Source organism: Pontibacter rufus (genome assembly GCF_015694705.1).
GTDB classification, from domain to species: Bacteria; Bacteroidota; Bacteroidia; order Cytophagales; family Hymenobacteraceae; genus Pontibacter; species Pontibacter rufus.
Genome location: NZ_JADQDR010000002.1, coordinates 362,977 through 388,442 on the forward strand (window position 1 = coordinate 362,977; position 25,466 = coordinate 388,442).

The 25,466-nt window shown below is 49.9% G+C and carries 21 protein-coding genes; 10 read left to right on the forward strand and 11 right to left on the reverse strand.

The genetic code is table 11. The features are described 5' to 3' along the window. Window positions 1–43: 43 nt before the first annotated feature. The 9 genes from I2I11_RS05860 to I2I11_RS05900 all read right to left on the reverse strand — a co-directional run bounded on the left by I2I11_RS05860 (window position 44) and on the right by I2I11_RS05900 (window position 10,743). Window positions 44–1,144: a CgeB family protein gene (locus I2I11_RS05860; protein WP_196266733.1), complete on the reverse strand. Its 1,101-nt coding sequence runs from the start codon at window positions 1,142–1,144 to the stop codon at window positions 44–46. After that, window positions 1,141–2,247: a CgeB family protein gene (locus tag I2I11_RS05865; RefSeq protein WP_196266734.1), complete on the reverse strand. Its 1,107-nt coding sequence runs from the start codon at window positions 2,245–2,247 to the stop codon at window positions 1,141–1,143. Before I2I11_RS05865 ends, I2I11_RS05860 begins: the two co-directional genes overlap by 4 nt. Then, window positions 2,237–3,379: a CgeB family protein gene (locus I2I11_RS05870; RefSeq protein ID WP_196266735.1), complete on the reverse strand. Its 1,143-nt coding sequence runs from the start codon at window positions 3,377–3,379 to the stop codon at window positions 2,237–2,239. The genes I2I11_RS05865 and I2I11_RS05870 overlap by 11 nt, the downstream gene beginning before the upstream one ends. Before the next feature lie 229 nt (window positions 3,380–3,608). After that, entirely contained in the window at window positions 3,609–4,718 is a 1,110-nt protein-coding gene (locus I2I11_RS05875) for a glycosyltransferase (RefSeq protein ID WP_230679920.1), read from the reverse strand. 3 nt (window positions 4,719–4,721) lie between these two features. Next, complete coding sequence (locus I2I11_RS05880) at window positions 4,722–5,762, reverse strand: Gfo/Idh/MocA family protein (protein WP_196266736.1); 1,041 nt, start codon at window positions 5,760–5,762, stop codon at window positions 4,722–4,724. Between the two features lie 2 nt (window positions 5,763–5,764). Beyond that, window positions 5,765–6,775 (reverse strand): MDR/zinc-dependent alcohol dehydrogenase-like family protein, encoded by a 1,011-nt coding sequence (locus tag I2I11_RS05885; RefSeq protein ID WP_230679921.1) that lies wholly within the window; start codon window positions 6,773–6,775, stop codon window positions 5,765–5,767. A 3-nt stretch (window positions 6,776–6,778) separates the two neighbouring features. Further along, on the reverse strand, window positions 6,779–8,833 hold the full coding sequence (locus I2I11_RS05890) for an SDR family NAD(P)-dependent oxidoreductase (protein WP_196266737.1): 2,055 nt from the start codon (window positions 8,831–8,833) through the stop codon (window positions 6,779–6,781). Between the two features lie 51 nt (window positions 8,834–8,884). Next, the gene (locus I2I11_RS05895) at window positions 8,885–10,003 is read right to left on the reverse strand and encodes an NAD-dependent epimerase/dehydratase family protein (protein ID WP_196266738.1); all 1,119 of its coding nucleotides are present in this window, start codon (window positions 10,001–10,003) and stop codon (window positions 8,885–8,887) included. Between the two features lie 35 nt (window positions 10,004–10,038). Beyond that, window positions 10,039–10,743: an SDR family oxidoreductase gene (locus tag I2I11_RS05900; RefSeq protein WP_196266739.1), complete on the reverse strand. Its 705-nt coding sequence runs from the start codon at window positions 10,741–10,743 to the stop codon at window positions 10,039–10,041. 272 nt (window positions 10,744–11,015) lie between these two features. On the opposite strand from I2I11_RS05900, the gene I2I11_RS05905 reads away from it, so the two are divergent. The 10 genes from I2I11_RS05905 to araA all read left to right on the forward strand — a co-directional run bounded on the left by I2I11_RS05905 (window position 11,016) and on the right by araA (window position 23,782). After that, window positions 11,016–11,606, forward strand: a complete 591-nt coding sequence (locus tag I2I11_RS05905; protein WP_196266740.1) for a GNAT family N-acetyltransferase — start codon at window positions 11,016–11,018, stop codon at window positions 11,604–11,606. Window positions 11,607–12,076: 470 nt separating this feature from the next. Further along, window positions 12,077–12,469 (forward strand): BlaI/MecI/CopY family transcriptional regulator, encoded by a 393-nt coding sequence (locus I2I11_RS05910; RefSeq protein WP_196266741.1) that lies wholly within the window; start codon window positions 12,077–12,079, stop codon window positions 12,467–12,469. After that, window positions 12,453–13,895: a M56 family metallopeptidase gene (locus tag I2I11_RS05915; protein WP_196266742.1), complete on the forward strand. Its 1,443-nt coding sequence runs from the start codon at window positions 12,453–12,455 to the stop codon at window positions 13,893–13,895. Before I2I11_RS05910 ends, I2I11_RS05915 begins: the two co-directional genes overlap by 17 nt. 96 nt (window positions 13,896–13,991) lie before the next feature. Further along, a complete protein-coding gene (locus I2I11_RS05920; protein ID WP_196266743.1) occupies window positions 13,992–14,468 on the forward strand; it encodes an energy transducer TonB in 477 nt (158 codons plus the stop codon). A gap of 97 nt (window positions 14,469–14,565) precedes the next feature. Beyond that, window positions 14,566–16,203 (forward strand): TonB family protein, encoded by a 1,638-nt coding sequence (locus I2I11_RS05925; RefSeq protein WP_196266744.1) that lies wholly within the window; start codon window positions 14,566–14,568, stop codon window positions 16,201–16,203. Between the two features lie 508 nt (window positions 16,204–16,711). Continuing rightward, entirely contained in the window at window positions 16,712–17,419 is a 708-nt protein-coding gene (locus I2I11_RS05930) for an NUDIX hydrolase (RefSeq protein WP_196266745.1), read from the forward strand. Window positions 17,420–17,500: 81 nt separating this feature from the next. Beyond that, window positions 17,501–19,225 carry a ribulokinase gene (locus I2I11_RS05935; protein WP_196266746.1) on the forward strand — a complete coding sequence of 575 codons (1,725 nt, stop codon included), beginning with the start codon at window positions 17,501–17,503 and terminating at the stop codon, window positions 19,223–19,225. 113 nt (window positions 19,226–19,338) lie between these two features. Further along, window positions 19,339–20,037 (forward strand): L-ribulose-5-phosphate 4-epimerase, encoded by a 699-nt coding sequence (locus I2I11_RS05940; protein WP_196266747.1) that lies wholly within the window; start codon window positions 19,339–19,341, stop codon window positions 20,035–20,037. A 279-nt stretch (window positions 20,038–20,316) separates the two neighbouring features. Further along, window positions 20,317–22,191 (forward strand): sodium:solute symporter family transporter, encoded by a 1,875-nt coding sequence (locus tag I2I11_RS05945; protein WP_196266748.1) that lies wholly within the window; start codon window positions 20,317–20,319, stop codon window positions 22,189–22,191. A gap of 85 nt (window positions 22,192–22,276) precedes the next feature. Next, window positions 22,277–23,782, forward strand: coding sequence for an L-arabinose isomerase (gene araA / locus I2I11_RS05950; RefSeq protein WP_196266805.1), 1,506 nt, complete (start codon window positions 22,277–22,279; stop codon window positions 23,780–23,782). A gap of 88 nt (window positions 23,783–23,870) precedes the next feature. Here araA and I2I11_RS05955 read toward each other — a convergent pair whose 3' ends face one another. Continuing rightward, on the reverse strand, window positions 23,871–24,545 hold the full coding sequence (locus tag I2I11_RS05955; protein ID WP_255531353.1) for an HAD family hydrolase: 675 nt from the start codon (window positions 24,543–24,545) through the stop codon (window positions 23,871–23,873). A 236-nt stretch (window positions 24,546–24,781) separates the two neighbouring features. Continuing rightward, complete coding sequence (locus I2I11_RS05960) at window positions 24,782–25,459, reverse strand: DUF3823 domain-containing protein (RefSeq protein ID WP_196266750.1); 678 nt, start codon at window positions 25,457–25,459, stop codon at window positions 24,782–24,784. Window positions 25,460–25,466 lie beyond the last annotated feature (7 nt).

Here is a 25,466-nt window from a genome sequence, read left to right on the forward strand (position 1 = left end):
GCACCAGCACGTCTAGTCATATTAGAAAATAAGACAGTGCAGATTAACTGCCCACTGCTATCCCCTCGCCGTCTGTTGATTCCAGTGACATCAGTTCTTCGGCATAGCTGACGAGTTCTTTGGCACGGTGCGCGGCGGTATGGTTCGTCAGCACTTTTTTGCGGGCCAGTTCACCTATCATTTTGCGTTCCGACTTGCACATTTCGCACAGAAAGCGGAGCGTGTCTTTGGCAGAGTAGGCTACTAATATCTCTGTCCCGATTTCAAAAATAGAGTCCAGCCCATCCCAATAATCCGAAATAATGGGCGTGCCGCAAGCTGCTGCTTCGAACAGGCGCACGCTGGGCGAGTAGCCTGCCTTTATCATGTCGGCACGCGTAATATTCTGGGTAAAGCGCTGGCTGTTGTAAAACTTGCGGTGCTCGGCAGGCGGCAGGTGGTGGATGTATTCGGTATTGGCCGGCCATTTTATACTTGCCGGATACTGCGGGCCGGCCACCACAAAGCTGCCGCCCGGCCACTGACGTGCGGCATCCAGCATCAGTTTTTCCAGCGGCGGCTGCCGGTCATCAGAATACGTACCGAGATAGCCTAAATCCCACTGCACCATCTCTAATTCCGGATAGTATAAAGTCGGATCGAAGGAGCAGTATAGCGCGCGCGCCATGGGTGAGCCATACTTGCGTTCCAGCACATCCAGCGTAGGACCACCCGTAAACGAGAGGTATAAATCATACTTGGGTATGAGGTCCGGGTGCAGGTATTCGTAATCTCCGCGCTCCAGTTTGGCCAGGGTTACGGGCGTATCGATATCGTAAAAAGCTTTGATGCCCCGCGCCATTTTGCATACCCATTCGCCAACTGGCACGCCCTCCGGCACATAGGAGCCCACTATCACCATATCGGCTTCGCGCACCTGCTCCGTAAACCGGGTTTTCAGATCACTTAGCGAACTATAAAGCTCTGTTTCGCAATATTCCGGGTTGGGCAAATCGCGGCTGTTGGCGTACCAGGGCACATCGCGCTCCAGGAAAAGGATGTGATGGCCCTGATTGTTCAGCTCCCGTACCAGCCCACGGAACGTGGTGGCGTGGCCGTTGCCCCAACTGGAAGTGATAGATAAACCGAGTATTACGATGTTCATGCCAGTGCCTTATTTTCTTGTTTTACTTTTGCGTACAATAATTGTTCGAGCTGCCCGGCCCGGTGGCTGTAAGTATGTGCCGACAGCACCTTTGTATAAGCCGCTTCTCCGATGGCTTTGGCCTTTTCTCCGGATAAATCAGCAAGTATAGCCGCCACTTCGGCGCCATCTCTGGCTACCAGAATTTCCTTATCCGGCTCAAAGAAGAAGTCGATGCCTTCCCAGTAATCCGTAATAATGCAGGCGCCTGCACCGGCTGCCTCAAACACGCGCGTAGCCGGCGAAAAACCATAACGGGCCATACTTTCGCGGCTGATGTTGAGCACCGCTTTCGGCGTGCAGTTAAAAGCATTGTGATCTTTCGTATACACGTGGCCGATATACGTTATGTTGCCGCTCATGGGCTTGTCGCCCCAGCCGCTGCCGCCAATGATAAACTGCTTATCCGGCATAGTGGCCGCCGGGTTCAGGAAAAACTCTTCTACCCTGGCCTCACGATCAGGCAGGCGGTTTCCCAGAAAAGCCAGATCGCAGGCAAATTTCGGCTCCGGCGCTACGGGGTAGTGTGTGGTGGTATCGAGGGCGTTGTAAATCGGCACGCATTTCTTTGCGCCAAGTGCCTCATAAGCATTTACCACCGGATCGCCGCCGCCGTAGGTCAGTATCATGTCGTATTGCGGAATCAGCTGCAGAAACTGGTCCTCAGGGTTGTGATGTACACGATCTAAAGTAGCAGGGGCATCCACATCCCAGAAAACTACAAGCCGATCATCCGTATGCAGTTTCAGCACTTCGCGCTCCAGCAGTTCATCAAACACGCCTACGCCACTTGCTTTTACCACCACATCAGCGGCGGCAGCAGCATCCAGGCACTTGAATACAGCTTCTTCGGTAGCTTCGTACACGACTACTTTGGCCCATTCCGGATCTTCCATGTCGCGGTTCTGCTGGCGGTCGTAGGCATCGGGTTCATAGAAAGTTACGTGGTGACCACGCTCGTTCAGCGCCCTAATGATACCTCTGTAATAAGTTGCCGCACCGTTCCAGTAGGCGGATACCAGGCTGGAGCCGAAAAAGGCGATGTTGAGTTTTTTAGTCTTCATGCAGGGCTTGTTCTTTTGGGGTGATATAGATTTTTGAAGTTTGGATGCCCAGTTCCTCACATATTTTCTCCAGCTCATTTACACGGTGGGCACAGGTGTGGCGGCTGCGGATAGTTTGAAGGCCATGATCTGCCACTTCTTTAGCTTTCTCGGGGTTGTTCAGAATGGTTTGCAGTTGCTGCTTCATTTCCTCGCCGGTGCGGGCCACCAGAAAATCTTTGCCCGGCGTAAAGAGATGTTCGGCATCATCCCAGGGAGATGAAATCAGCGGAATGCCGCAGGCCAGCGCCTCAAACGGCCGGATAGTCGGGATGCCCGGCAGCGCCTCCACATAAGGCCGGCGCGGCACATGCACAGTTACTTTATACCTGGCAAATTCCTCCGGCGCTTTGTAATTAGGCAGCCAGCCGCCGTATTCGACACCGGCATCGGCCAGGGCTTTGCGGGCGTGTTCGGGGTAACGGACACCGTAAATTTTAGCTTTCAGTCCCAGTTCCTTTACTGGCCTGATCAGAAACTCGTGTAGTTCAGCGGTGCGTTCTTCGTCGCCCCAGTTGCCTATCCAGATTAAATCCCCGTCATACCCGGTGCGCTCATGTGGGTAAAACACGGACGTATCAGCGGCTTCGTGCCAGGTCCAGGCCTTATCGGCCCAACCCTCCTGCAAGTATAAATCGCGGATTTTCCGACCGAAAGCCAGCACACCATCATAATGCGTCAGGTCATACTTGGCCATACTCTCCCGCTCGGTTACGGCGCGGTGGTGTGTGTCGTGGAAGAGCAATTTATACTTGCCACCATTGGCGCGGTGTTCGCCGATGCGTTTTACCAGTTCGTGATCGTTCCATTCGTGCACCAGCACCAGGTCTGCGTTTTTCAGAACAGCATCCAAATCTATACTTTCTAAAGTATAAAAGTTGGTGCTGATACCGGGATAATATTGCTGCAGTTCATCGAGCTTCTCTTTCCCGTAGCCGTCTACCAGGTTTTGCAGGCTCCAGCCATCCTCCGGCTCGTATACTTTCACGTTGTGTCCCCGCTTCTCCAGCTCCCGCACAATGCCCCGCAGAAAATGCGCGTTGCCATGGTTCCAGTCAGAAAGTATAGAGTGGTAGAAAAGCGTAATGTTCATGTGGTTGTTGCTTGTTTATTGCTGATTGTTTGTCTGGCGCAAGTCTTAAACGAAGTGTGACTTGTGCCTTTAAATAAAAGCAAGTCTTTAGACTTGCATAAACCACCTTCGCCGCTGGTGCGAGCTTGCAGGCTCGTACTTTTAACGGAATAGCTTTGAGGCTCTAACTGTTATAGTGAGGAACGAACTGCAAGCTCACACCAGCAGTGTTCAGTTATAGCTCAGTCATTTAAATCGTTTGCGCTGATACTGCCTGCCTGAGCACCTGCCGGTATACGTGGTCATAGTCCTGGCCCATGGGGTCTGAAGTATAGCCGTGAGAGCGTTTGATGGCGCGCATGGCCATGATGTTGCGGGCAAACTCATCTTCAATCAGATTGTTGATGGTGTCACGCAGTTCATCGGCATTGGCAGGATCTACGTACCGGGCAGCATTGCCCCACACTTCAGCCAGGCTATCGGTTTTGCCTACCACCAATGCGCAACCCGACATGGCAGCTTCCAGAATAGTTAAGCCAAATGGCTCATACTTGGCCGGCAAGGCATAAACAGAGGCTCTGGACAACCAGTCCGACACTTCCTTCTCAGTTAATTGTCCCAGAAAATGAACATTTTCCAGTTCTACTTCTTTGCCGGTAGCCGGGTGCTTTGCATCGCCGGCGATGTATACGGGCCATTGTAGATCAGAAGCGATGTGTGCCAGCAGGGAGATATTTTTAGCCTCATCCCAAACGCGGCCCATGCTGAACACGAAAGGCTCTTTTTTGCCAAACTGAAAGCTGTGCTGGCGACGGCCATTGTAAATAACTGTGCGCGCTTTAAACGGGCCATATAGGTTTTCAGCCTGGTGCATCATGGCCTGTGTAGGCGCCACTACCATATCTGCTGCCTGCAGGCTGCGTGTCACCATTTCCCTGTACTTGTTCCATTCCTGCGGCGCTTCCTCATCTTTTACCGCCCGCCACCACGACATTACACAGGAATGCACCACCACGATTACCGGCACGCCCCAGTTCAGGTGACCATGTACCAGCCCGTTAAGGTGCACCAGACCGGGCTGCACCTGGTCGCGCAGTTCCAGCAGCCACTCACCCGCTTTCTCCACATCTTCCCAAGGGTTGTCCATCCATTCCAGCTTGTAGCTGCTTTCGTAGATAGTCAGGTTAGCGATTTCATCAGCTTCACGGTGCTGCTCTTCCGTTAAAGGCGCACCCATGGTGGCCAGTGCTACCTGCGTTCCGAAGGGCGCGAGTGCGCGTATCAGTTCCAGGGTATAATTCCAGACACCGCCCATGGTATCCGTTGTCATCAATATCTTTGCAGGATGCTGTGCGTCCATTCTTTATCTTCCGTAAATTTTATCCAATACTTCTGCTACTTTCACAAACTCTTCTGCCTCCTCACTAAAGCCTTCGCCCTTCGCCAGCCGTTCAGCCCAAGCCACCCCTGCCCTACCCGACCATTCATCAGGCGGAGAAGTCAGGCGTTCAGTTTTAGTGCCGTAGTAGCGCTCAGCTACGAAATCGTAAAAAGAACCGTTAATGTTTTTCAGAGCCACTCCGCCGTTGGTACCATAAAATGTGGCACCGATGATGGCCTCCTGTCCGGCGGGCAGGTTCCAGGAACAGCTGAGCTGGATATGTGTGTTTCCCTTGAGTTCTATACTTGCCGTAGCGTAATCTTCCACTTTGCCCTCGCCCATATCAATCGGCTTTCCTTTGGCAAACAGCTGGCTATGCACTTCTTTTACCTGCGGGAAATTCATGGCCCACAGCGCCAGATCCACTAAGTGTACACCCAAATCGATTACGCAGCCGCCGCCGGATAATTTTGGCTCATAAAACCAGGCCTTATCAGGTCCATAAGCGTTATGGAATACCAGTTCGATGGCGTATACTTGCCCCAACTCACCGCTTTGCACCACCTGGTATACCTGCTGCATCGCCTCTGTAAAACGATAAGATAAATCTACACCCAGCAGTTTGTTGTTGCGGCGGGCGGCCTCTACTACCCGTCTCGTTTCCTCGGCATTGCGGCCCAGCGGCTTCTGGCAAAAAACGGATTTACCTGCTTCCAGCGCCAGTTCACTTTGTTCAGCATGAAAGGCGCTTGGTGTGGCAATCACCACCCCGTCTACTTCCGGTTCGCTGATGATGGCTTCGAGGGAATTTACCTGCCTTGCTTCGGGTGCACTTTTCAGGGCTTCTTCGGCATTCTGCGGGGTAGTATCGGCTACGTACAAAATATCGCCGGCGTTATGCTTTGCAATCACCTCCATGCGGTTCCGGCCAATCCAGCCGACGCCCAGGAAGCCGAGCTTTGGTTTAGAAGTTGAGGAAGTATTTGAAGTTTTGTGCTTGTTATCAAGTATAGTTTCCGACATGGTTAGTACGTTATAAGGGCTTTCACAAATCCATCGGGACGTCTTGCCAGGGCACCAAATGCTTCCGCGATGTTATCCATCGCATAAGTATGGGTATAGAGCTTCTCCGGTTTGATAATGCCACTTTCTACGGCTGTTATGGCTGCTTTTATACCTTTGATATATTCCTGCGGGTCGCGCTCGTGGGCGTTGATGACGTCCAGTCCGCGCCAGTTCCAGAGCTGTACGTTTACCTGGCGCATACCATCCTGGTGGAAACCGGCGATGATGAGTTTGCCACGCTCGGCACATAACTCGCCAGCCAGGTTTAGCGGCCACTCTTTTCCGGTGCACTCTACTACGCGTTCGCAGAAGCTTCCGTTGGTGAGTTCCTTTACTTTTTCGATAATTTTATAGTGATCATCCATTGGAATGACTTCATCTGCACCGCAGGCTTTTGCTGTTTCCAGGGAGAACTCCCGCTGCGATATGGCAATAACTCTGGCACCGGCATGTTTGGCCAGTTGCACCAGCAGCGCCCCCAGAAAGCCTATACCAAGTATAGCTACTGTCTGACCTTCGGCAATATCGCTGCGCTTAAAAATATTCATGGCGCAGCCCAGCGGCTCACCAGGGAAAGGCTTTCCTGCCAGCGTGTCCGGCAACTTCACTACCTTATCGGCATCAGCCATATCGTAGGCAGCATAGGCGTTGTAAGAAAGCGCCGCCACCCGATCGCCGGGCTGCACGTTGTTCACACCTTCGCCCACTGCATCCACCACGCCCCAGCCTTCGTGGCCTGGGTTGCCGGCATCTGCCGGGTAGCTGAACCACTCGCGGCCTTCCCACACTGGTATGTTGGAGGCACAAAGCCCGCAGCCTTCCAGTCGGATTCGCACCTGCCCGGCTCCCGGCTGCGGCATGTTTATTTTCTGTATTTCAACAGCTTTTGGCGCTGTAATCACAGCGGCTTTCATCGTGGTAGCCTCAATATCGGCTCCTGTCTTGTGTTCTGTTGTAAGCGTATCTTGCATTAGTTAAGCTAGTGCTACTTTTTTAGCAGGTTCTGTTCTTTGGTTTTCAGTTGATAAGATTTCCGGCACTTCCAGCCCGCGGTTTTCGCAGAGCCACTGGTACAGTTTGGCTACGCCCTCCTGCACGTTATGTTTCGGATACCAACCAGTAGCTTCCTGAAATTTACGCGTATCGGATACGTAATAATGCTGGTCACCGGGTCGCCAGTCGCCGAACTTAAGCGGAATTTCGTTCCCTCTGTACTTGCCAATAGTCTTAAGAAGCTCCAGCAAGCTTACTGTATTTTCAGGGCCTCCGCCAATATTAAAGGCTTGTGCTTTTGTTTGATGGATGTTTTCTTTTGCCAGCAGGAAAGCATCTACCAAATCTTCTACAAAGAGAATATCGCGCACCTGCTTGCCGTCGCCGTAAATGTTTATCGGTTCATCCTCAATGGCTTTGATGGCAAAGTGTGCCACCCAGCCCTGATCTTCGTTACCATACTGGTGCGGACCATAGATACAGCTCATCCGGAACACTGCCAGGGGCAGGTTGTAGGTGCGGGCGTAGTCTATCACATACTGATCGGCAGCGCCTTTGGAGCAACCGTAAGGGCTATGAAAATCCAGTGGCCGCGCCTCGCTGATACCATGGTTTTTGATGTTTGTTTCTGCCGGATAGTAACGCGAACCGTTGGATATAAATTTGAGATCTTCGAGGCCGCCGTATACTTTGTTGGTAGAGGTAAACACCAGCGGCGGCGGGTTATCTTGTGCGCGGATCGCTTCCAGCACATTGATGATGCCGCGTGCGTTGTTCTCAAAATCATTGATAGGGAAATCCAGAGAAGTGGTTACAGCTACCTGTGCAGCAAAATGAAATACTGCCTCAGCCTTTTTCATCACATGGCGTACTGTTTGCAAATCGCGGATATCGCCTACGTATACTTCGAGCTTGTCGGGGTAGGTATCGTGTAGCCATTTGAGGTTTTGCTCCACCCCGTCGCGGGAGAGGCTGTCGAATACCAGCACACGTTTGCCCTGCTCCAGCAGGCGCTTGGCCATGTTGGTGCCCACAAATCCTGCTCCGCCGGTTATCAACGTATAAGGCTCCGAGTTTTCATCTATAGTACGTTTGATGTAATCGAGGCTTTCGAGTTTTTCAATGCCATGTTTCGCCCACAGCCTGTAAAGCAGCTTAGAGGAGCCATCCGATTTCTTCAGACCGAAATGATACTCGCGTTCATCTACATGAAAGCCACCAACGGTTGGCAAACTGGCATCCAGGTCCTGGAGGCCGTACCAGTAGACGCGCGTTACATCTGCCTGCAGGGCAGCTTTAAACTCCTGCAGTTGCTTATACTCATCGTGCTGCCAGGTAGAGAAACCGGCTTCGGTAATCCATAATTCGGCAGTGCCGTTGTGCTGTGCCATCACCTCACGTACCGCTTTGATGTTCTCTTCCCAACCGTCCCACATCTGATCAAACACATCCGGAAACCCGTGTATACCCACTGCATCAATGTACTGCATCACGCCGCGCTCGTACATGGTATGCAGGAAATTGGGATCAATGGGACTCATGCCACCTAGCAGCACTTTCTTGCCGCGTTGCTTACACCAGTAAGCTGCGCCACCTACCATTTCGGCAAACTTAAACCAGCCATAGTCCAAGGTAAAGTCATACTCTACTTTGTTATTAGGCTCATTCCAGAGTTCCACCCATTCAAAATGCTCGCCCATGTCAGTAATGAACACGTCGAGGAAATCGGCATAGGCTTTTTTATCTTTTGGCGGAGCCGAGGTGCGGGGCCGCTCGGCTATAGACGGGGGCGTGTAGAGAAAGCAGGGCAGCACGTTCACTTCGCTGGCCAGTGTCGGAATAAGCCAGTTGTACCATGCTTTGCCTTCCTGGGTATAATAATCCGCCCACGATACGCCGGTTCTGAGTTCTGTGACGCCCAGTTCTTTTAAATCCGCAAGTGTTTGCGCTACGCGTTCGTGCTCCCCAATCCGGAACCACTCTACCAGTCCGACGATGGGGAGCGACTCTTTACTATTTGCCTTTTCTATCTTCATTGTTCTGATAATTCATTCATTAAAAATGGGTGCGGGTGCTGTTTTCGCCTCTTATACCGTCAGGCCGCGTGCCGCCAGCTCTGCGCTTGCTTCGCTTACGCGATCGTAGGCAATCTGTCCTTCCAGCCAGTTAGCGAGTTCTTCCAGACCATCATTAAAATCTACCTGCGGATGAAAGCCCAGCACTTCGCTGGCCAGGGAAATATCGGCGTAGCAATGGCGGATATCGCCCACCCTGTACTTGCCTGTAATTTCGGGCAGCAGGTTTGTTTTATCCATCACGGTTGCCAGTCGTTGCCCGATTTCCTGTATCGTATAGTTGTTGCCGCTGCCTACGTTAAATACCTGGCCGTTTGCCTCGTCATTCTCCATTGCCAGCCGGCAGGCCAAAGCTACATCGCGCACGTGCACAAAATCACGCTGCTGGTGGCCATCTTCAAAAATCATCGGCGCATTGTTGTTGAGCAGCCTCGAAGCGAAAATAGCCAGTACGCCGGTGTAAGGATTTGAAAGTGCCTGCCGTGTGCCGTATACATTAAAGAAACGCATGGCCACGGTCGGGATGTTGTAAGCGCGGCCCACCATCAGGCAAAGGCGCTCCTGGTCATACTTGGAAAGCGCATACACCGACGAAAGCGTTGGTGTTTTGGATTCGGGTGTAGGAACAGGCTGCAGCACATTGCCCTCGGCATCATGCAGCTCCCAGTCACCGGCTTTCAGTTGCTCCAGTGGCCGCTCCTGTACTGTTTCTACTTTCCCCTGCGGATTCTTATACAGCCCTTCGCCATAAATGCTCATGCTGCTGGCTACCACTAATTTTTTTACCGGATTTTTAATGAGTGCCTCCAGCAAAACGGCCGTGCCGATGTTGTTGACATCCGTATACTCTCTGATTTCATACATGCTCTGGCCCACACCCACCATGGAGGCAAAGTGGAAAACATAGCTTACACCTTCCAACGCACGCGCCACGTCTTCGGGGTTGCGCACATCTCCTATCAGCAGTTCTACTTCGTCGTGCAGGTATTCCGGGCGTTCGCAATCTTTGCCATGCACCTGCTCGCTCAGGTTATCCAGCGCTCTTACTTTATAACCGTGCTTAATCAACTCATCAGCCAGGTGCGATCCAATGAACCCGGCGCCGCCCGTTATTAAAACTTTTTCTTCCATAGTCTGTTATCGTTCAAGTATAAATACTGTAAAAATTAAAATGGTTGCGCTGTCGGCCTCATCGTCAGATGGTTAACAGAAACACTTTCCGGCTGCTTTAGCGCATAAAGCACCGCATCTGCCACCGCCTCCGGCGCCATAGCGCCATAGCCAATGTCAGCTGCTGTGCGAAAACCTGATATTGTATTTTCAAAAAAAGAGGTATCGGTTACGCCGGGCGCAACAACGGTTACCCGAAGGGTGGGCAGCACTTCCAGGCGCAGTGTTTCGGCCACAACTTCCAGCGCTGCTTTGGTAGCGGCATATACACCGCCATAAGTATAAGCATGGCCAGCCGACACAGAAGAAATGAGTACCACATCGCCGGAACCGGCCTGCAGCATGCCTGGCACAAAGGCCCGGATCATCCGCAGTGCACCCAGCAGGTTTGTTTCTATAACGGCTTTCCATTTTTCAGGATCGCCTTCGGTTAGTTTCTCGTGGATGCCGCGGCCTGCGCTGCAGATAAGAATGTCGGGTGTGCCCATGCTGGCTTGTACATTGGCAAAGAGTGCATCAACGTCAGCAGCGGCAGCCACATCGCATTGAAAAGCCTGTATAGAAGGGGGCAATTCTCCTGTCAGGTTCAGATCGGCTACGGCGGTAGCTACTTCTTCCTGTACGAGTTTAGCAGCTATGGCCCTTCCGATGCCGGAGGCCCCGCCGCTGATTAACGCCTTTCTTCCCTTCAAATGATGCACGTGACGCAATAAATTGTTCCTTCTATATATAAATTGTTACATTACCAGACATTGTTAGCTAGAACGTAGGAGAAGCAGGTAGGGTTGTAGATGCTGAAATAAAGCTATATAAAAATGAGCCGATCGGCGTGTAAACATGCTTCTGGTTTTACCTGCTCTTGTATAAACCTGAAATTATAATAAATATTTGCTTTGCACCAAAGTATGCTGTGTTTTAGCTTACGCTAGATAGTTAATTATTTTGTACTTACCCATTTTATACCTTACAAACAATGAATTTTGCACAGGATATTATAATGCAGGATGCCCGCGTTCTGCTGCGTCCCTTCAGCTTAACTGATCTGGAAAACCTCCGCACAGTAGTATACGACGCTGATATCTGGCGCTTTACCGTAACACGCATTACAGACGAAAAAGAACTGGGCGCCTGGGTGCAGGCCGTGCAGCAGGGCCGCGTCCAAAACAGCCGCTATACTTTTATGATTGTAGATAAGGCCACCGGCAGGCTGGCCGGCAGCACCAGTTACGGCAACATTTCAGCAGCCGATAAACGCCTGGAAATTGGCTGGACGTGGCTAAGCAAAGACTACAGGGGAACAGGACTAAACCGCCACTGCAAATTCCTGCTGCTGCATTATGCTTTTGACGTGCTGCATTTTGAACGGGTAGAGCTGAAAACAGATGTGCTGAACATACGCTCACGCAGGGCGATGCTGAAACTAGGGGCCACCGAAGAAGGCACGCTGCGAAGCCATACCCATATGCACGACGGCCGCCGCCGCGACACCATTTATTACAGTATACTCCGGCCGGAATGGGAGCACATCCGGCAGACAATATTCAGCGATTTGCGCGTGCAATAGCCGCTGTAGTATAAACCTGTGCTGGGCTAACGTTTGCCATCCCGGTAATTTAAGTTGACTTAATACTTGCTGAAGCAAGCATGACCATTGGTGCCGCTCCCTCGCAGCATACCAGCAAGGCAAGAACAAGAGCAGGGCTTGAACCGGCTATATCTGTAAGCCTGGAAGCTGTTTTACTACAAGCATCGAGTAGGAACTTGCCTCTGAATGCAGTACCTTCCTATCCGACGCAAAACGCACAGGTATAAGTGTCAGGCCTGTGCCATATACTTTCCCAATTCTGCAACGGGAGTTGTATGCCAACTCAAGCGTGAAGCAGAACTCCGGCTACTAAAGCCGGCTTCACTTCAGAAAAAGGCTTCCGGTGGGGAGCTTTTTTCTGAAGCAGAATAAAAAACTAAACTTTTAGTTTGAAAACTAAGTATCTAGTTATATATTAGCTACACGTTACCAGCAATTTATACTTACTTATGAAAGAACTGACTAAAGCCGAAGAAGAAATAATGCAGGTACTGTGGCAGTTGGAGCGCGCTTTTGTTCGCGATATACTTGACCAACTGCCCGAACCAAAACCCGCCTACAATACCGTTTCTACCATCGTGCGCATTCTGGAGAGCAAAGGCTTTGTGGGCCATGAGGCTTTCGGCAAATCTCACCAATATTACCCGCTGGTGGCGCAGGACAAGTATAAAAGCTTCTTTCTGCAGAACTTTATGAGCGGCTACTTCGGTGGCTCTTTTGAGCGGCTGGTGTCGTTTTTTGCCAAAGATAACAACCTGAACGTGCAGGAATTGGACAAGCTGCTGCGCCATGTAAAACAAAATTTAGACGAGGAGGACCAAGCCGATGGAAACAATGCTTAGCTTTATACTTACCTCTGGCGTACTGCTGCTGGCGCTGTACTTGTTTTACTTTGCGCTGCTGCGCACCCAAACCAGCTTTGCCTTTAACCGGCTATACCTGTTGCTGGCGCCCGTCGCGGCGCTTACCATACCATTGGTAGAATGGCCCGCCATACTTGCGCCCGACACTGTTGTGGCTCAAACGTTGCAGGCTATACAACTCTCTGAGGTGGTGGTTACCGCTTATGCACCTGAAACAGGTCTGACCGGCCTTCCTGCCATACTTTCGTTTGCCCGTTTGCTGCTGCTGGTATACCTGGCCGGAATGATATTTATTCTTTACCGGCTGGCCACGCAGTTGTATACCATCCGGCGGCTTAAAACGGCCGCAACGCCCGTAAACTCCCCCGACAGCAACGCAGAGGTATACCTGTTGCAAACTTCCCTGCCTGCTTTCGCATTTGGCAAGGCTGTGTTTCTGAATAGCCAGGATCAACTAAGCAAAGCAGAACAACAACAGGTGCTGGCACACGAACTGGCGCATGTGCAGTTCGGCCATAGTTACGACATCATATATTACGAATTGCTGACGGCGCTGCTGTGGTTTAACCCGGTGGTGTGGCTGCTCAAGCAGGAGCTGCGCGATGTGCACGAGTTTCAGGCTGATGCTGATGTATTGCGCAGCTGCCAGCTGCAAAGTTATACTTCGTTGCTCTCCAAAGAAGTGCTGCTGAACATGGGCCTGCCCATCGGCAGCTATTTCCAAAAACCACAGGTGTTCCGGCGCCTGCACATGCTGCAGCAGCACGGCCATAAAGCAGGCTTTCTGAGGCCGTTGCTTATCCTGCCGCTACTGACGTGCATCATACTATTCTTTGGCTCCAGGCAGGTTACGGGCCATGTTGCTGCTACCCTTTCTACCGACGCCTCCACAGGTTCAGCCATAAAAGATGTACAGGCAAGTATAACACCCCCTCCTGCCACAACCATACCCAACAAGCAACCAACGCCCGAACTCAGGCAGCAGACACCAACTCCGGAAAAAAGCAACTTAGCCAACATGCCGGTTTCAAAAGAAAAGGCAGAAGATGCTATGCCCATCGTATCCGACGAGCCCCTGCCCGACGGCAAACCTTATACTTATGTAGAGATGATGCCGCAGTTTAAAGGTGGCGAAGCAGAAATGCTGAAGTTCCTGGGTAAGAATATCCGCTATCCGCAGGAGGCGCAGGAGGCCAGCCTGGAAGGCTTGGTGGTACTCAGCTTTGTGGTGGAAGAAGATGGCAGCCTGCACGATATAGAAATTTTGAAGAAGCTCGGTGAGGGCACCGACGAAGAAGCCATACGCGTGGTGAAACTCATGAGCGGACAATGGTTGCCGGGCATGCAAAATGGTACTGCGGTGCCGGTCAGGTATACCCTGCCTGTCCGGTTTACAATCAAGTAAATACAACACTGCTTACACTTTTTCAGGTGTGCTTTGAAGTTGAGTGCCGAAAGTTTTAGCAGTTTAAAAGATCTCCAACATCTAAAAACAAAAATCATGAAAAAGCTCATGCAAACAAAAACAGCGCTTATTTTCTCATGCTTCACATGCCTGTTGTTTACGGCCGCCTGCTCCACCGACGAAGAACCGGCTATAACGGCGCAAGAGCAGAAACAGGAGCGAGAAGAGATAACCGCCGAAAAAGCTGATACCTCAGAGATTTACGCTTTTGTAGAGCAAATGCCTGAGTTTAAGGGCGGCGAAGCAGCTATGCTGGAGTTTCTGGGAAGCAACATAAAATACCCTAAGGCCGCTCAGGAAGCTGGCGTGGAAGGGTTAACTGTCCTTTCGTTTGTGGTGGAAAAAGATGGCTCCATTACAGACATCCGCACCTTAAAAAGCCTCAGTCCCGAAACCGACAAGGAGGCCATACGCGTGGTGAAGCTGATGAGCGGCGACTGGAAGCCGGGTAGCCAGAATGGCGTGCCGGTACGCACAAAATATACCCTGCCCATCAGGTATACAATCAAGTAAAATACCAGCCTTTTCTTAATTAAACACTATTTCAGTCTGTCTTTCGGCTGAAGCAGCTTCTCTATGCCCTTCCCTAATTACAACTAAAGATATTATTATGAAAAAGAACATCACAGTTAACCGATTTTTAACCCTTGTGCTGGTCAGTTTCGCCATACTTGCCAGCCCAATGGCACAGGCGCAATCCGCTGCCAAAGTGCTGCAGGCAAACGACACCAAGCCTTATACTTATGTGGAGCAGATGCCACAATTTAAAGGAGGCGACACAGAAATGATGAAGTTCCTGGGCAGCAACATCCGCTATCCGCAGGAGGCGCAGGATGCCGGCTTAGAAGGCCTGGTAGTGCTCAGTTTTGTAGTTGAGAAAGATGGCACCCTGCAAGACATAGAGATTTTGAAGAAGCTAGGCGGCGGCACCGACAAGGAAGCTGCGCGCGTAGTAAAACTCATGGACGGTCTCTGGACACCGGGCGAACAAGATGGCAAGTTAGTAGCCGTCCGCTACACGCTGCCCATCCGCTTTGCATTAAGCGAAGCCGAAAGAGCCGCCACAGCGGCCAAGGCCAATCAGATGGCACAGTTTAAAGGCGGCCCCGAAGCCTTGGTACAAACGATGCAGCGACATTTACAGCTACCTGCTGAGGCCGCGCAGGAAAACCTGGATGCACGCGTCGTGGTAAAATTTACAGTAGAGAAAGATGGTAGTGTATCGAATATAAAGCTGGAACAAACAAAGCTGAAGAAAACCGTTGGCCCCGGCTCGGAACTGGATTACATGGATGCTGCTACTTTCGGCCTCGGGAACAGAGCTATACTTGCCAAACTTAGTGAAGCAGCAATAACGGCTCTAAAAGCTACATCTGGGCAATGGCGACCTTCTTTAAAAGACGGACAACCTGTAGCAGCCAAATTATTGTTGCCTGTACAGTTTCTGGGCTCAAACGCGGCAGAAGCACCACGACAGCTGGATGTATCCGGACTGAAAGAAGTGCAGAAACTAAAGGACGTTTACAAGTATGATGAAGTTAATATAAAGCCGACGCTGAAGGATATGCCGCTGGAAAAATTCTTAGCCAAAAACCTGCGCTTTCCGGCCGCATCCTCCTTTGAAGGCAACGTAAAGGTGCACTTGCTTATCAACAAAAACGGCAAACAGATGGGCCCCCTTTTCAGCACGGCCGTGAACGACGAGAGAATAACAGACGAAATTACCCGAGTATTTAAGCTAACAAAGAGGAACTGGATTCCGGCCCAAGTAGACGGCGATCCCGTTTCATCAGCCCTGGACCTGACCATTCGCTTTATAATTGATGATGGCAAGAAAAAGAAAGATTCTGAATCTGATTCGGAGCCTGATGTGGTCGTCACAGAGATGGGAGCTCATGCGTCAGCATCGAAAGGCCATACTATAGATAACTTTCTGGCAGAAAACCTACGTTATCCTGCTACGCAAGCAGAGGGCATAGCTATTGTAAAGTTTGGAATAACAAAAAGTGGTTCACTCCACTACGAAATGAGCCCAGGTTTTGATGATAAAATGGCAGATGAAGTACTTCGTGTGCTGAAGTTGGCAAAAGATAAAGGCCTACTTGTTCATCAGCAAAATCAAACCGCATCAGCCATGCCGGCTCTTACCATTAGCTTTACGAAGAACGAAAATGAAGCGCATGAGAAAAATGGGGCATCTTCAGGAGCTGATGTTGTGATAACCAAGTATGCGCCAGTCCAAAACTGATGTAAAATACCTGGTTAATAGCAAAATAGCCTGACACCGAAGTATAACAAACATTTCCTCCAATGCTATTTTAGCACTGAAGATATCATGATTGCCACTTAAGTAGAAGCATTACCCTTTGTCATAGGGTTTGGAGTAGTGGTACTTCTAAGCAAGAGAAGCAAGAAATCAGCTTAAAGCATAGAAGTATAAACGGAGTTTGATGAAAGTGGTAACTCAACCCAAAGACCAAATACTCTGTTACAATACGTTCTTTAAAACTTTGTCCCTCATTTTAGTCGAATTTCTGTCAACTAAAATAAAGGACAAGGCAAAGTCTGCTACCCGTCACTTCCGATACTGTTCCGTTGAATACTTCCCTTACAGAATGCCTTATGTAGAAAAGTTGGAATGAAAGTCCTGATGTTTTTTATAAATTATACTATATAAGTAAACTTAAGTAGTTATTTTTGAGATATTGTTAAACGCTGAAATAATATTGCGCCATCTTCCCACCTGATTCTACTTTATGCTAAAATACTCCGGACAATCCAGAATGCTCGTCGCCGTTGACTGTATTATTTTCGGTTTTGATGGCGAGGCATACAAACTCTTACTTATTCAGCGGGGTTTCGCGCCTGAAAAGCAAAAGTGGAGCCTGATGGGCGGATTTGTACAGCCCCACGAGAGTGTGGACGAAGCTGCCAACCGGATTCTGGAGCAGCTGACTGGTTTGAAAAACGTTTACCTGGAGCAGCTACATACATTCGGCGCCCTGAACCGCGACCCTGTGGAACGAACCATAGCTGTAACCTACTTTGCCCTGATCGACATTCAGAAGTATGAAAAGCAGATCAACAATGAGTATAACGCCGAGTGGTTTTCGTTGAATGAGATGCCGGACCTTATTTTTGACCACAAGCAAATGGTGGATATGGCCAAAAACAGGCTTAGGTACAAAGCAGCCCTGCATCCTATTCTTTTCGAGCTGTTGCCCGAGAAGTTTACTTTCCCGCAACTGCAGGCCTTGTATGAGGGCCTTTACGACACCGTATTTGACAAACGTAATTTTACAAGAAAGTTTCTGTCGACAGGATTATTCATAAAGCAAAGAGACAAAGAGAAAGAGAGTTCTAAAAAAGGGGCTTTCTTCTACAAGCTCGATCAGGACAAGTATAGCAGCGACTTCCAGGCTTTTCTTAAATTTATACCTAACCCGGAGAAATTTCTGGTTTAAGCTGGCAACAGAAAATCTATAAAGGACACTTTTTTATTTCAAAAATTAAGTGTTAATTTAACACGGAAAACTATACTATACATGCTCGTGAGTGAAGACCAATATGTAATCGGTGTGGATTATGGCACAGACTCTGTTCGTTCTGTGCTCGTTAATGCCCGTAATGGCGAAGAAGTGGCTGCTTCGGTATATTATTATCCACGGTGGCAACAGGGGCTATACTGCAATCCGGCGCAAAATCAATTCAGGCAACACCCGCTGGATTATGTGGAGGGGCTGGAATATACCTTAAAAGAGTGCCTTCAGAAAGCCGGCTCAACCATTGCTGCAGTTGTAAAGGGAATCTCCATAGATACCACAGGCTCCACACCAATTGCCGTAAACCGGGCCGGTACGCCGCTGGCCCTGCTACCCGCCTTCAGCGAAAATCCTAATGCCATGTTTGTGCTTTGGAAAGATCATACGGCTGTAACAGAAGCGGCAGAAATCAACGCTCATGCTACCAGGTTCGATACAAATTACCTGCAGTATGTCGGGGGTATTTACTCCTCAGAGTGGTTCTGGGCCAAGCTGCTGCACGTGCTGCGTGCCGATGAACAGGTGCGGAACGCCTGCTACTCCTGGGTAGAGCACTGCGACTGGATACCTTTTCTGCTGACAGGCGGCACCGATGTGGCACAGATGAAACGGAGCGTTTGCGCTGCCGGGCATAAGGCGTTGTGGGCGGCAGCCTATGGAGGCTTGCCGCCGGATCAGTTCTTTTCATCTCTCGATCCTTTGCTGCAGGGATATACGCAAAGACTATTTAAAGACACCTATACTTCTGATCAGGCTGCTGGCACCCTGAGCCCGGAATGGGCGGAGCGCCTGGGGCTTTCTACAGAAGTAGTGATAGGCGTAGGCGCGTTTGACGCACACATGGGCGCCGTAGGTGGCCAGATTGAGCCCTATCACTTAAGTAAAGTAATGGGTACCTCTACCTGCGATATGCTGGTAGCCCCCGTAGCAGAAGTGGAAGATAAACTGGTTCGGGGCATCTGCGGCCAGGTACCAGGGTCTGTCATACCAGGTATGATGGGGCTGGAAGCGGGTCAGTCGGCTTTTGGCGATACCTATGCCTGGTTCCGGAAGCTGCTGCTCTGGCCACTGCAAAACCTGCTTTCGCAATCGGAGGTGCTATCCGGCGATACGGCAGCGGCGCTTTTCAACGAACTATCCGACAACATCATTCCGGCGCTAAGCAACCAGGCTGAGCAAATCCCCTTGTCAGAAAACGACCCTTTTGCCATCGACTGGTTTAATGGCCGCCGCACCCCCGATGCCAACCAACTGCTGAAAGGCGCTATACTTGGCCTGAGCCTGGGCAGCGATGCCCCCCGCGTGTTCAAGGCCCTGGTAGAAGCCACCTGCTTCGGTGCAAAAAAAATAGTGGATCGCTTTAACGAGCAGGGCGTTCCGGTGAAAGGCCTGATAGGTATGGGAGGCGTAGCCCGGAAGTCGCCTTTTATTATGCAGATGATGGCTGATGTGATGGATATGCCCATCCGCATCCATAGATCAGAGCAGACCTGCGCCATCGGCGCAGCCATGTTTGCTGCCACAGCAGCCGGCATCTACCCCAAAGTAGACGAGGCCATGGCCGCCATGGGGCAGGGTTTTGATGCCGAATACAAGCCGGACCCTGCACGCACCGGCATCTATGCCAGCCGCTATCTGAAGTATAAAGCACATGGCGAGGTTATCGAAGCTTTGTCCTCTACGCCGCAGGTCCAGGTAACCGATATTCAGGAAAAAGTGGTCAGATAAGTAGATTTAGAAATTCGAAGATGTATAAATTTGAAAATGAAGCTGTGTTATGCGGCGCATTATTATACAGGAAAACATCGCTTTAATTTATATCCCTACTCAACACGCTATACATGAGCCAATATCAGCACATCAAGCAAACCGCCTACGATGCCAACATGCAGCTGCCCAAACTCGGGCTGGTGCTGTTTACGTTCGGCAACGTGAGCGCCGCCGACCGCAGTTTGGGCGTTTTTGCCATCAAGCCCAGCGGTGTTCCTTATGAAGATCTGTCGCCGGACAGCATGGTGATCGTTGACTTTGACGGCAAAACCGTGGAAGGAAGCCTCCGGCCATCCTCCGACACCAAAACACACGCCGTGCTCTACAAGCATTGGGAAAACATAGGCGGTATTGTACACACCCACTCCACCTACGCTACTTCCTGGGCGCAGGCGCAGCGCGACATTCCCATTTATGGCACCACCCATGCCGATCATAATACCGTGAACATACCCTGCGCCCCGCCGATGAGCGATGAGATGATACAGGGCGACTATGAATACCAGACCGGCTTCCAGATTATGGATTACCTGCAGGAGAAAGGCATGAGCTATGAGGAAGTGGAGATGGTGCTGGTAGGCAACCATGCCCCTTTTACCTGGGGCAAAACGGCTGCTAAAGCGGTGTACAACAGTGCAGTGCTGGAGGAAGTAGCCCGCATGGCCTGCCTGACGGAACAGATACGGCACGATGCCCCACGCCTGCAGGATTCGCTTATCAAAAAACATTACGAAAGAAAACATGGCCCTGACTCCTACTACGGGCAATAATATTTTAATTTTTATTTAAGAAAAGTAGCGTATCCGGAATAAAACAGCTATAATGAAGCGATTATGGTTTAAACATTAAGCCCGTTACAAGAGAAAGCCTGCAGATAGAAAATCAGAGCTGGCGTAAGTACACGCAAGCTCTCCTGTCCCTATCCCGCCGGGAAAATCAGCTGCTAAAGCGGAAGCTGTTCCTGCATAAACAGGAATGATTAATTTATTTAACGATTTCTTACACTCTTAATAAATCAAACTGAACTGTAACACTAAACCTCTTCTTACATGACCGCCGGATTCTCTACACTTGATTACGCCATCTTTATCCTTTATGCCATTATCATCCTCTTTATGGGGCTATGGGTATCCAGGACGAAAGAGGGAACTGAAAAAACTGCCCAGGAATACTTTCTTGCAGATAAGTCCCTCCCCTGGTGGGCAGTTGGCTCGTCGCTGCTAGCAGCCAACATCTCTGCCGAACACTTTATCGGCACCTCCGGCTCGGGTTTTGCCATTGGCCTGGCCATCTCAGCGTATGAGTGGATGGCGGCCATTGCCCTGATTATCGTGGCCAAATACTTTCTGCCGGTATTTATAGAGAAAAACATTTATACCATGCCGCAGTTCCTCAACGAACGCTTTAACAGGGGCGTGAGCACGGCGTTTGCCGTCTTCTGGCTGCTGGTTTATGTGTTTGTGAACCTGACTTCGGTAAGTTATCTGGGCGCGCTGGCCATGGAACAGATCATGGGCGTACCGCTTGTTTATGGTATCATCGGCATTTTGATTTTCTCCGGAATCTACTCCATTTATGGCGGACTGGAAGCTGTAGCCTGGACAGATGTAGTGCAGGTGATAGTGCTGGTAAGCGGCGGCCTCATTACTACCTTTCTCGCCCTGGATGCTGTTGGGGCCGGCGATGGCATTCTGGCCGGTTTAGGCAATTTATATGAACTTGCCCGGCCGCACTTTACCATGATTATACCGCAGGACTATCTTTCGGTGCCGGACAGCTCAGGCGGAACAAGGGACGCTTTCCTGGACCTGCCCGGCGTGGCAGTTATTGTAGGTGCCATGTGGGCTACCAACTTGGGTTACTGGGGTTTTAACCAATACATTATTCAAAAGGGCCTTGCGGCCAAAAGCATCAACGAAGCCAAGCGTGGCCTCCTCTTCGCTGCTTACCTGAAGATACTGATGCCCCTGATTGTAGTTATACCTGGTATTGCGGCCTTTGTGCTCATTAACGAGTATACGCCACAGGAACTATCTGTTCTGCTGGGCAAACCTATTGAAGCTATCGGCACCATCAGTAAATCAGATGAGGCTTACCCCTGGCTGCTGAAGAACTTCGTACCGTCAGGCATAAGAGGACTAGCCTTTGCCGCACTGGCCGCAGCCGTTGTGTCTTCAGTGGCTTCGATAATAAACAGTACCTCCACTATTTTCACGATGGATATTTACAGGCCATACTTTAAACCTGAAGCATCAGGCCTGCAACTGGTGCGTGTGGGACGGATTGTAGCCATTGTCGCGTTGATTATTGCCGCCATAGTGGCCCCGCAACTCAATTCGCTGGACCAGGTATTCCAGTATATCCAGGAGTATACCGGGTTTATTTATCCGGGTGTGCTGGTTGTATTTGGTATGGGACTGTTCTGGAAAGAAATTACGCCCAATGCAGCCCTGTGGACTGCTATCGCCACCATACCTGCAGGTATACTATTCAAGATTGTAACCCCCGATATGCCTTTCTTAATGCGCATGGGCTATGTGTTTATCATACTTTGCGTAATTGCCTCTGTGATTAGTTTCGTAGAAAAAGGCCATAAGGTAACAATACCACTGCCAGCGCCTGGCAGACAAAGAAAGCTCGTGAATTTCTCGTACTTCTTTTTTGCGCTCAGTATAGTTTCACTGGTGGCCGTACTGGTTTTATCCGGAGAATACAGTTATCTGGGCATCGAATCCGCTTATATGCTGGTTGTACTTTTTCTGATGCTGGGTATCATTTTATATACTAACGCTAAAATGGCTATAGCAGACAAAAAAGCTATTATCTCGGATCCGGTGCTCTTCGATACAGGAACACCGTTCAACATCGGGGCTGCAGGCGTTATCCTGATAATCGGCCTGCTATACTACTTCTTCTGGTATTAAGTTTATCATAAGGCATTGCAGTAAATCAGCTGCAATGCCTTATTTTCTGCTTTATGAAATTAATGTAAATAAAACACTTATAATGATGCTTGACTTAAAACAATTTGAGATATGGTTTGTAACCGGCAGCCAGCATTTATATGGTGAGGAAACACTACAGCAGGTAGCCGAGCATTCACAGCAGATTGCCGGTGGCCTGAACCAGGCTACACAAATTCCGGTACGGGTGGTGTTTAAACCCGTAGTAAAAACAACAGAAGAAATTTACCGCATCTGCCAGGAGGCCAATGTAGCTGATAACTGTGTGGGCGTGGTAGCGTGGATGCATACTTTCTCGCCTGCAAAGATGTGGATCGGCGGACTGAAAATACTCAGAAAGCCCCTGCTGCACCTGCACACGCAGTTTAACCGCGACATTCCGTGGAGTTCTATCGATATGGACTTCATGAACCTGAACCAGAGTGCCCATGGCGACCGCGAGTTTGGTTTTATGGTGTCCAGGATGCGCCTGAACCGCAAGGTAGTAGTAGGCCACTGGCAGGAGGAAGCGGTGCTGGAGCAGATAGGTTCCTGGAGCCGTGTCGCTTGCGGCTGGCACGATTGGCAAGGCGCTAAATTTGCACGCTTTGGCGATAACATGCGCTATGTGGCCGTAACCGAAGGTGATAAAGTAGAGGCTGAAATGCAGTTTGGCTTCTCGGTGAACACCTACGGCATTGGTGATCTGGTAAAGGTGATAAATGAAATCAGCGACGCTGCCGTGAACCAGCTGACGCAGGAATATGAGGAGCGCTATGCCGTGGTGGCTGCTCTGCGAAAGGGCGGCGACAAGTATAGCTCCCTTCAGGATGCTGCCAGAATTGAACTCGGGCTGCGCACCTTTCTGGAGGAAGGTAACTTTAAAGGATTCTCTGACACCTTTGAGGATCTGCATGGTATGGTTCAGCTGCCTGGTATTGCTGCGCAACGCCTGATGGGCCAAGGCTATGGCTTTGCCGGAGAGGGAGACTGGAAAACAGCAGCTTTGGTACGCGCCATGAAGGTGATGGGTAGCGGCCTGCAGGGCGGCAACGCTTTTATGGAAGATTATACATACCACTTCGATCCGAACAACCAGTTGGTGCTTGGTTCTCACATGCTCGAAATAGACGAATCCATCGCTAATGGTAAGCCATCCTGTGAGGTTCATCCGCTGGGTATAGGCGGCAAAGCTGACCCCGTACGCCTGGTATTTAATGTAGCAGGCGGGCCGGCCCTGAATGCTTCCATCATCGACATGGGCAACCGCTTCCGGCTGCTGGTAAACGAAGTAGAAGCCGTGGAGCCGCAGCATGACCTGCCTAACCTGCCGGTGGCGCGTGTGCTCTGGAAACCATACCCCGACATGAAAACGGGCTGCGCCGCCTGGATTTTGGCCGGCGGAGCGCATCATACCTGCTACAGCCAGAACCTGAGCGCTGAACAGCTACAGGATTTTGCTGACATGGCAGGCATCGAGTGTGTACTAATAGATAAAGAAACCCGTTTAAGACAGCTGCAGAATGAGCTGCGCTGGAGCGAAGTATACTATCAGGTAAACCGCACCTTCTGATCATCCCGGAAAGACAAATAGCTCTATAAAACAGAAGAAGCAGACTCAAAATCTGCTTCTTCTGTTTTATAGAGCTATCTGCTAAAATTTATGCGTGCTGCAAGAAGTAATTTGTTATAAATGGATCTTCATAATCATCTATAAATGCAAGCACATTATCATACTGCTTAAAATCCTCTTTGGGATGAGCCGTCGTGATGACGATACACTGCATGCCGGCATGCTGCGCCGCCTCTACTCCTTTGGGGGCATCCTCAAAAACGATGCAATCCGCCGGGTTTGTCTGCAGCTTTTCAGCTGCCTTCAGAAAAGTTTCGGGGTCTGGCTTGCTTGTCTCCACATCGTCGGCGCTCACAAAAGCATCGAAGTAGTGCCGTATATTCAGGTTATCCACTATAAAATCTATATTATCGGAAATAGCAGCGGAGGCAATGGCCATTTTCACGTGGTGCGCAGCAGCTTGTTTCAGAAAATCTTGCAAACCGTTTATGAGTTTCAGGTGCGGCTTGTAGGCTTGCTGGTAATACTTTTCCTTTTCCACAGACAACTTATGTGCTTCCTCATCTGAGAAATGGTCTTCCCCGAAAATCCGGGCAAGTACCTCCCGGTTCTTCCCGTACATCTCTTTTTTTACTTCCTCCCAGGTCAGGTCGGCGCCTAAATCATTTGTCAGTATCTGATGCCAGGCTTTGGCATGGTAATGCATGTCGTCAATCAGGGTTCCATTCAGATCGAATAGAAAAGCAGTTTTCATATTATCCATTCTTTTTAATCAATTTAATACCTAAACCTGCAAATTTACAGCAGGCATCTGAGTTCTTACGCTAAGAAGCGCTGATTCGCTGCAGTCACTTATAAACTTTCACAAGTATAACTCATGCATGGTACCGCAAATTAACAGGTATAAGTGAGTTAACACGACATACGTACTAAAACAAACGCTGGTGCAGGTAGGCAAAAAGCCTCTCTGCACCAGCGTTTGTTATGATTTCTGCTTTATTATAGTTCGATCTTCTGAACCGGAGAATATAGCATTTCTTCAACACCTGACGTCTTTACACCTATTCTGGCAAAGACATAATCTCTGCCAGACAAATTTGGAGGAAGCTCCAGGCTTAGATTGATTGGTGCATTCAGATCCGCTATAGCATCTTTGTTCAGACTCACATTTACAATGCTGTTATTTACATCCACAATAGCGGTTGTCCCGATGTAGAGCGTTACCCGTTCAAGCTCTCTGCTAGCGTTAACCTGATCTATGGTAAAAGATGCCGCTACAGTATTACCGCTTGCCTGGAATGTTTCGTTGCTGACAGTATAGTATGGCTCTACAGGAACATCTATAACAGTGTTGCCCCTCACTTGTACGTCAATGGTATCGGTATTGTCTACCCAGGGGCCATTGCCTCTTAAGCGAACCAGTTTATAATCGCCATCAAACAGCGCCGCGGAGAAGGAGCCGTCATACGCAACATACACTGGTATCTTCTGAAACAGCTCAAACCCCGGCTGCCATAACTCAAGCTGAACACCATTTGATCGTACACCTACCGGCTGATCCTGATAAACAACGTGTCCTTCTAAGATAGATTTTGGAGGCTCATAATTATCTACTTCGCAAGCGGTAAGCATTACGCCCAACGCTATTATTATATAGGATATTCCTCTTAGTTTCATAAACTTA

Bases quoted from the DNA above. Each gene is read 5' to 3' on its own strand.
- I2I11_RS05860 (WP_196266733.1), bottom strand. From the start codon at position 1,144: ATGAACATCGTAATACTCGGTTTATCTATCACTTCCAGTTGGGGCAAC.
- I2I11_RS05865 (WP_196266734.1), bottom strand. From the start codon at position 2,247: ATGAAGACTAAAAAACTCAACATCGCCTTTTTCGGCTCCAGCCTGGTA.
- I2I11_RS05870 (WP_196266735.1), bottom strand. From the start codon at position 3,379: ATGAACATTACGCTTTTCTACCACTCTATACTTTCTGACTGGAACCAT.
- I2I11_RS05875 (WP_230679920.1), bottom strand. From the start codon at position 4,718: ATGGACGCACAGCATCCTGCAAAGATATTGATGACAACGGATACCATG.
- I2I11_RS05880 (WP_196266736.1), bottom strand. From the start codon at position 5,762: ATGTCGGAAACTATACTTGATAACAAGCACAAAACTTCAAATACTTCC.
- I2I11_RS05885 (WP_230679921.1), bottom strand. From the start codon at position 6,775: ATGCAAGATACGCTTACAACAGAACACAAGACAGGAGCCGATATTGAG.
- I2I11_RS05890 (WP_196266737.1), bottom strand. From the start codon at position 8,833: ATGAAGATAGAAAAGGCAAATAGTAAAGAGTCGCTCCCCATCGTCGGA.
- I2I11_RS05895 (WP_196266738.1), bottom strand. From the start codon at position 10,003: ATGGAAGAAAAAGTTTTAATAACGGGCGGCGCCGGGTTCATTGGATCG.
- I2I11_RS05905 (WP_196266740.1), top strand. From the start codon at position 11,016: ATGAATTTTGCACAGGATATTATAATGCAGGATGCCCGCGTTCTGCTG.
- I2I11_RS05910 (WP_196266741.1), top strand. From the start codon at position 12,077: ATGAAAGAACTGACTAAAGCCGAAGAAGAAATAATGCAGGTACTGTGG.
- I2I11_RS05915 (WP_196266742.1), top strand. From the start codon at position 12,453: ATGGAAACAATGCTTAGCTTTATACTTACCTCTGGCGTACTGCTGCTG.
- I2I11_RS05920 (WP_196266743.1), top strand. From the start codon at position 13,992: ATGAAAAAGCTCATGCAAACAAAAACAGCGCTTATTTTCTCATGCTTC.
- I2I11_RS05925 (WP_196266744.1), top strand. From the start codon at position 14,566: ATGAAAAAGAACATCACAGTTAACCGATTTTTAACCCTTGTGCTGGTC.
- I2I11_RS05930 (WP_196266745.1), top strand. From the start codon at position 16,712: ATGCTAAAATACTCCGGACAATCCAGAATGCTCGTCGCCGTTGACTGT.
- I2I11_RS05935 (WP_196266746.1), top strand. From the start codon at position 17,501: ATGCTCGTGAGTGAAGACCAATATGTAATCGGTGTGGATTATGGCACA.
- I2I11_RS05940 (WP_196266747.1), top strand. From the start codon at position 19,339: ATGAGCCAATATCAGCACATCAAGCAAACCGCCTACGATGCCAACATG.
- I2I11_RS05945 (WP_196266748.1), top strand. From the start codon at position 20,317: ATGACCGCCGGATTCTCTACACTTGATTACGCCATCTTTATCCTTTAT.
- araA (WP_196266805.1), top strand. From the start codon at position 22,277: ATGCTTGACTTAAAACAATTTGAGATATGGTTTGTAACCGGCAGCCAG.
- I2I11_RS05955 (WP_255531353.1), bottom strand. From the start codon at position 24,545: ATGGATAATATGAAAACTGCTTTTCTATTCGATCTGAATGGAACCCTG.
- I2I11_RS05960 (WP_196266750.1), bottom strand. From the start codon at position 25,459: ATGAAACTAAGAGGAATATCCTATATAATAATAGCGTTGGGCGTAATG.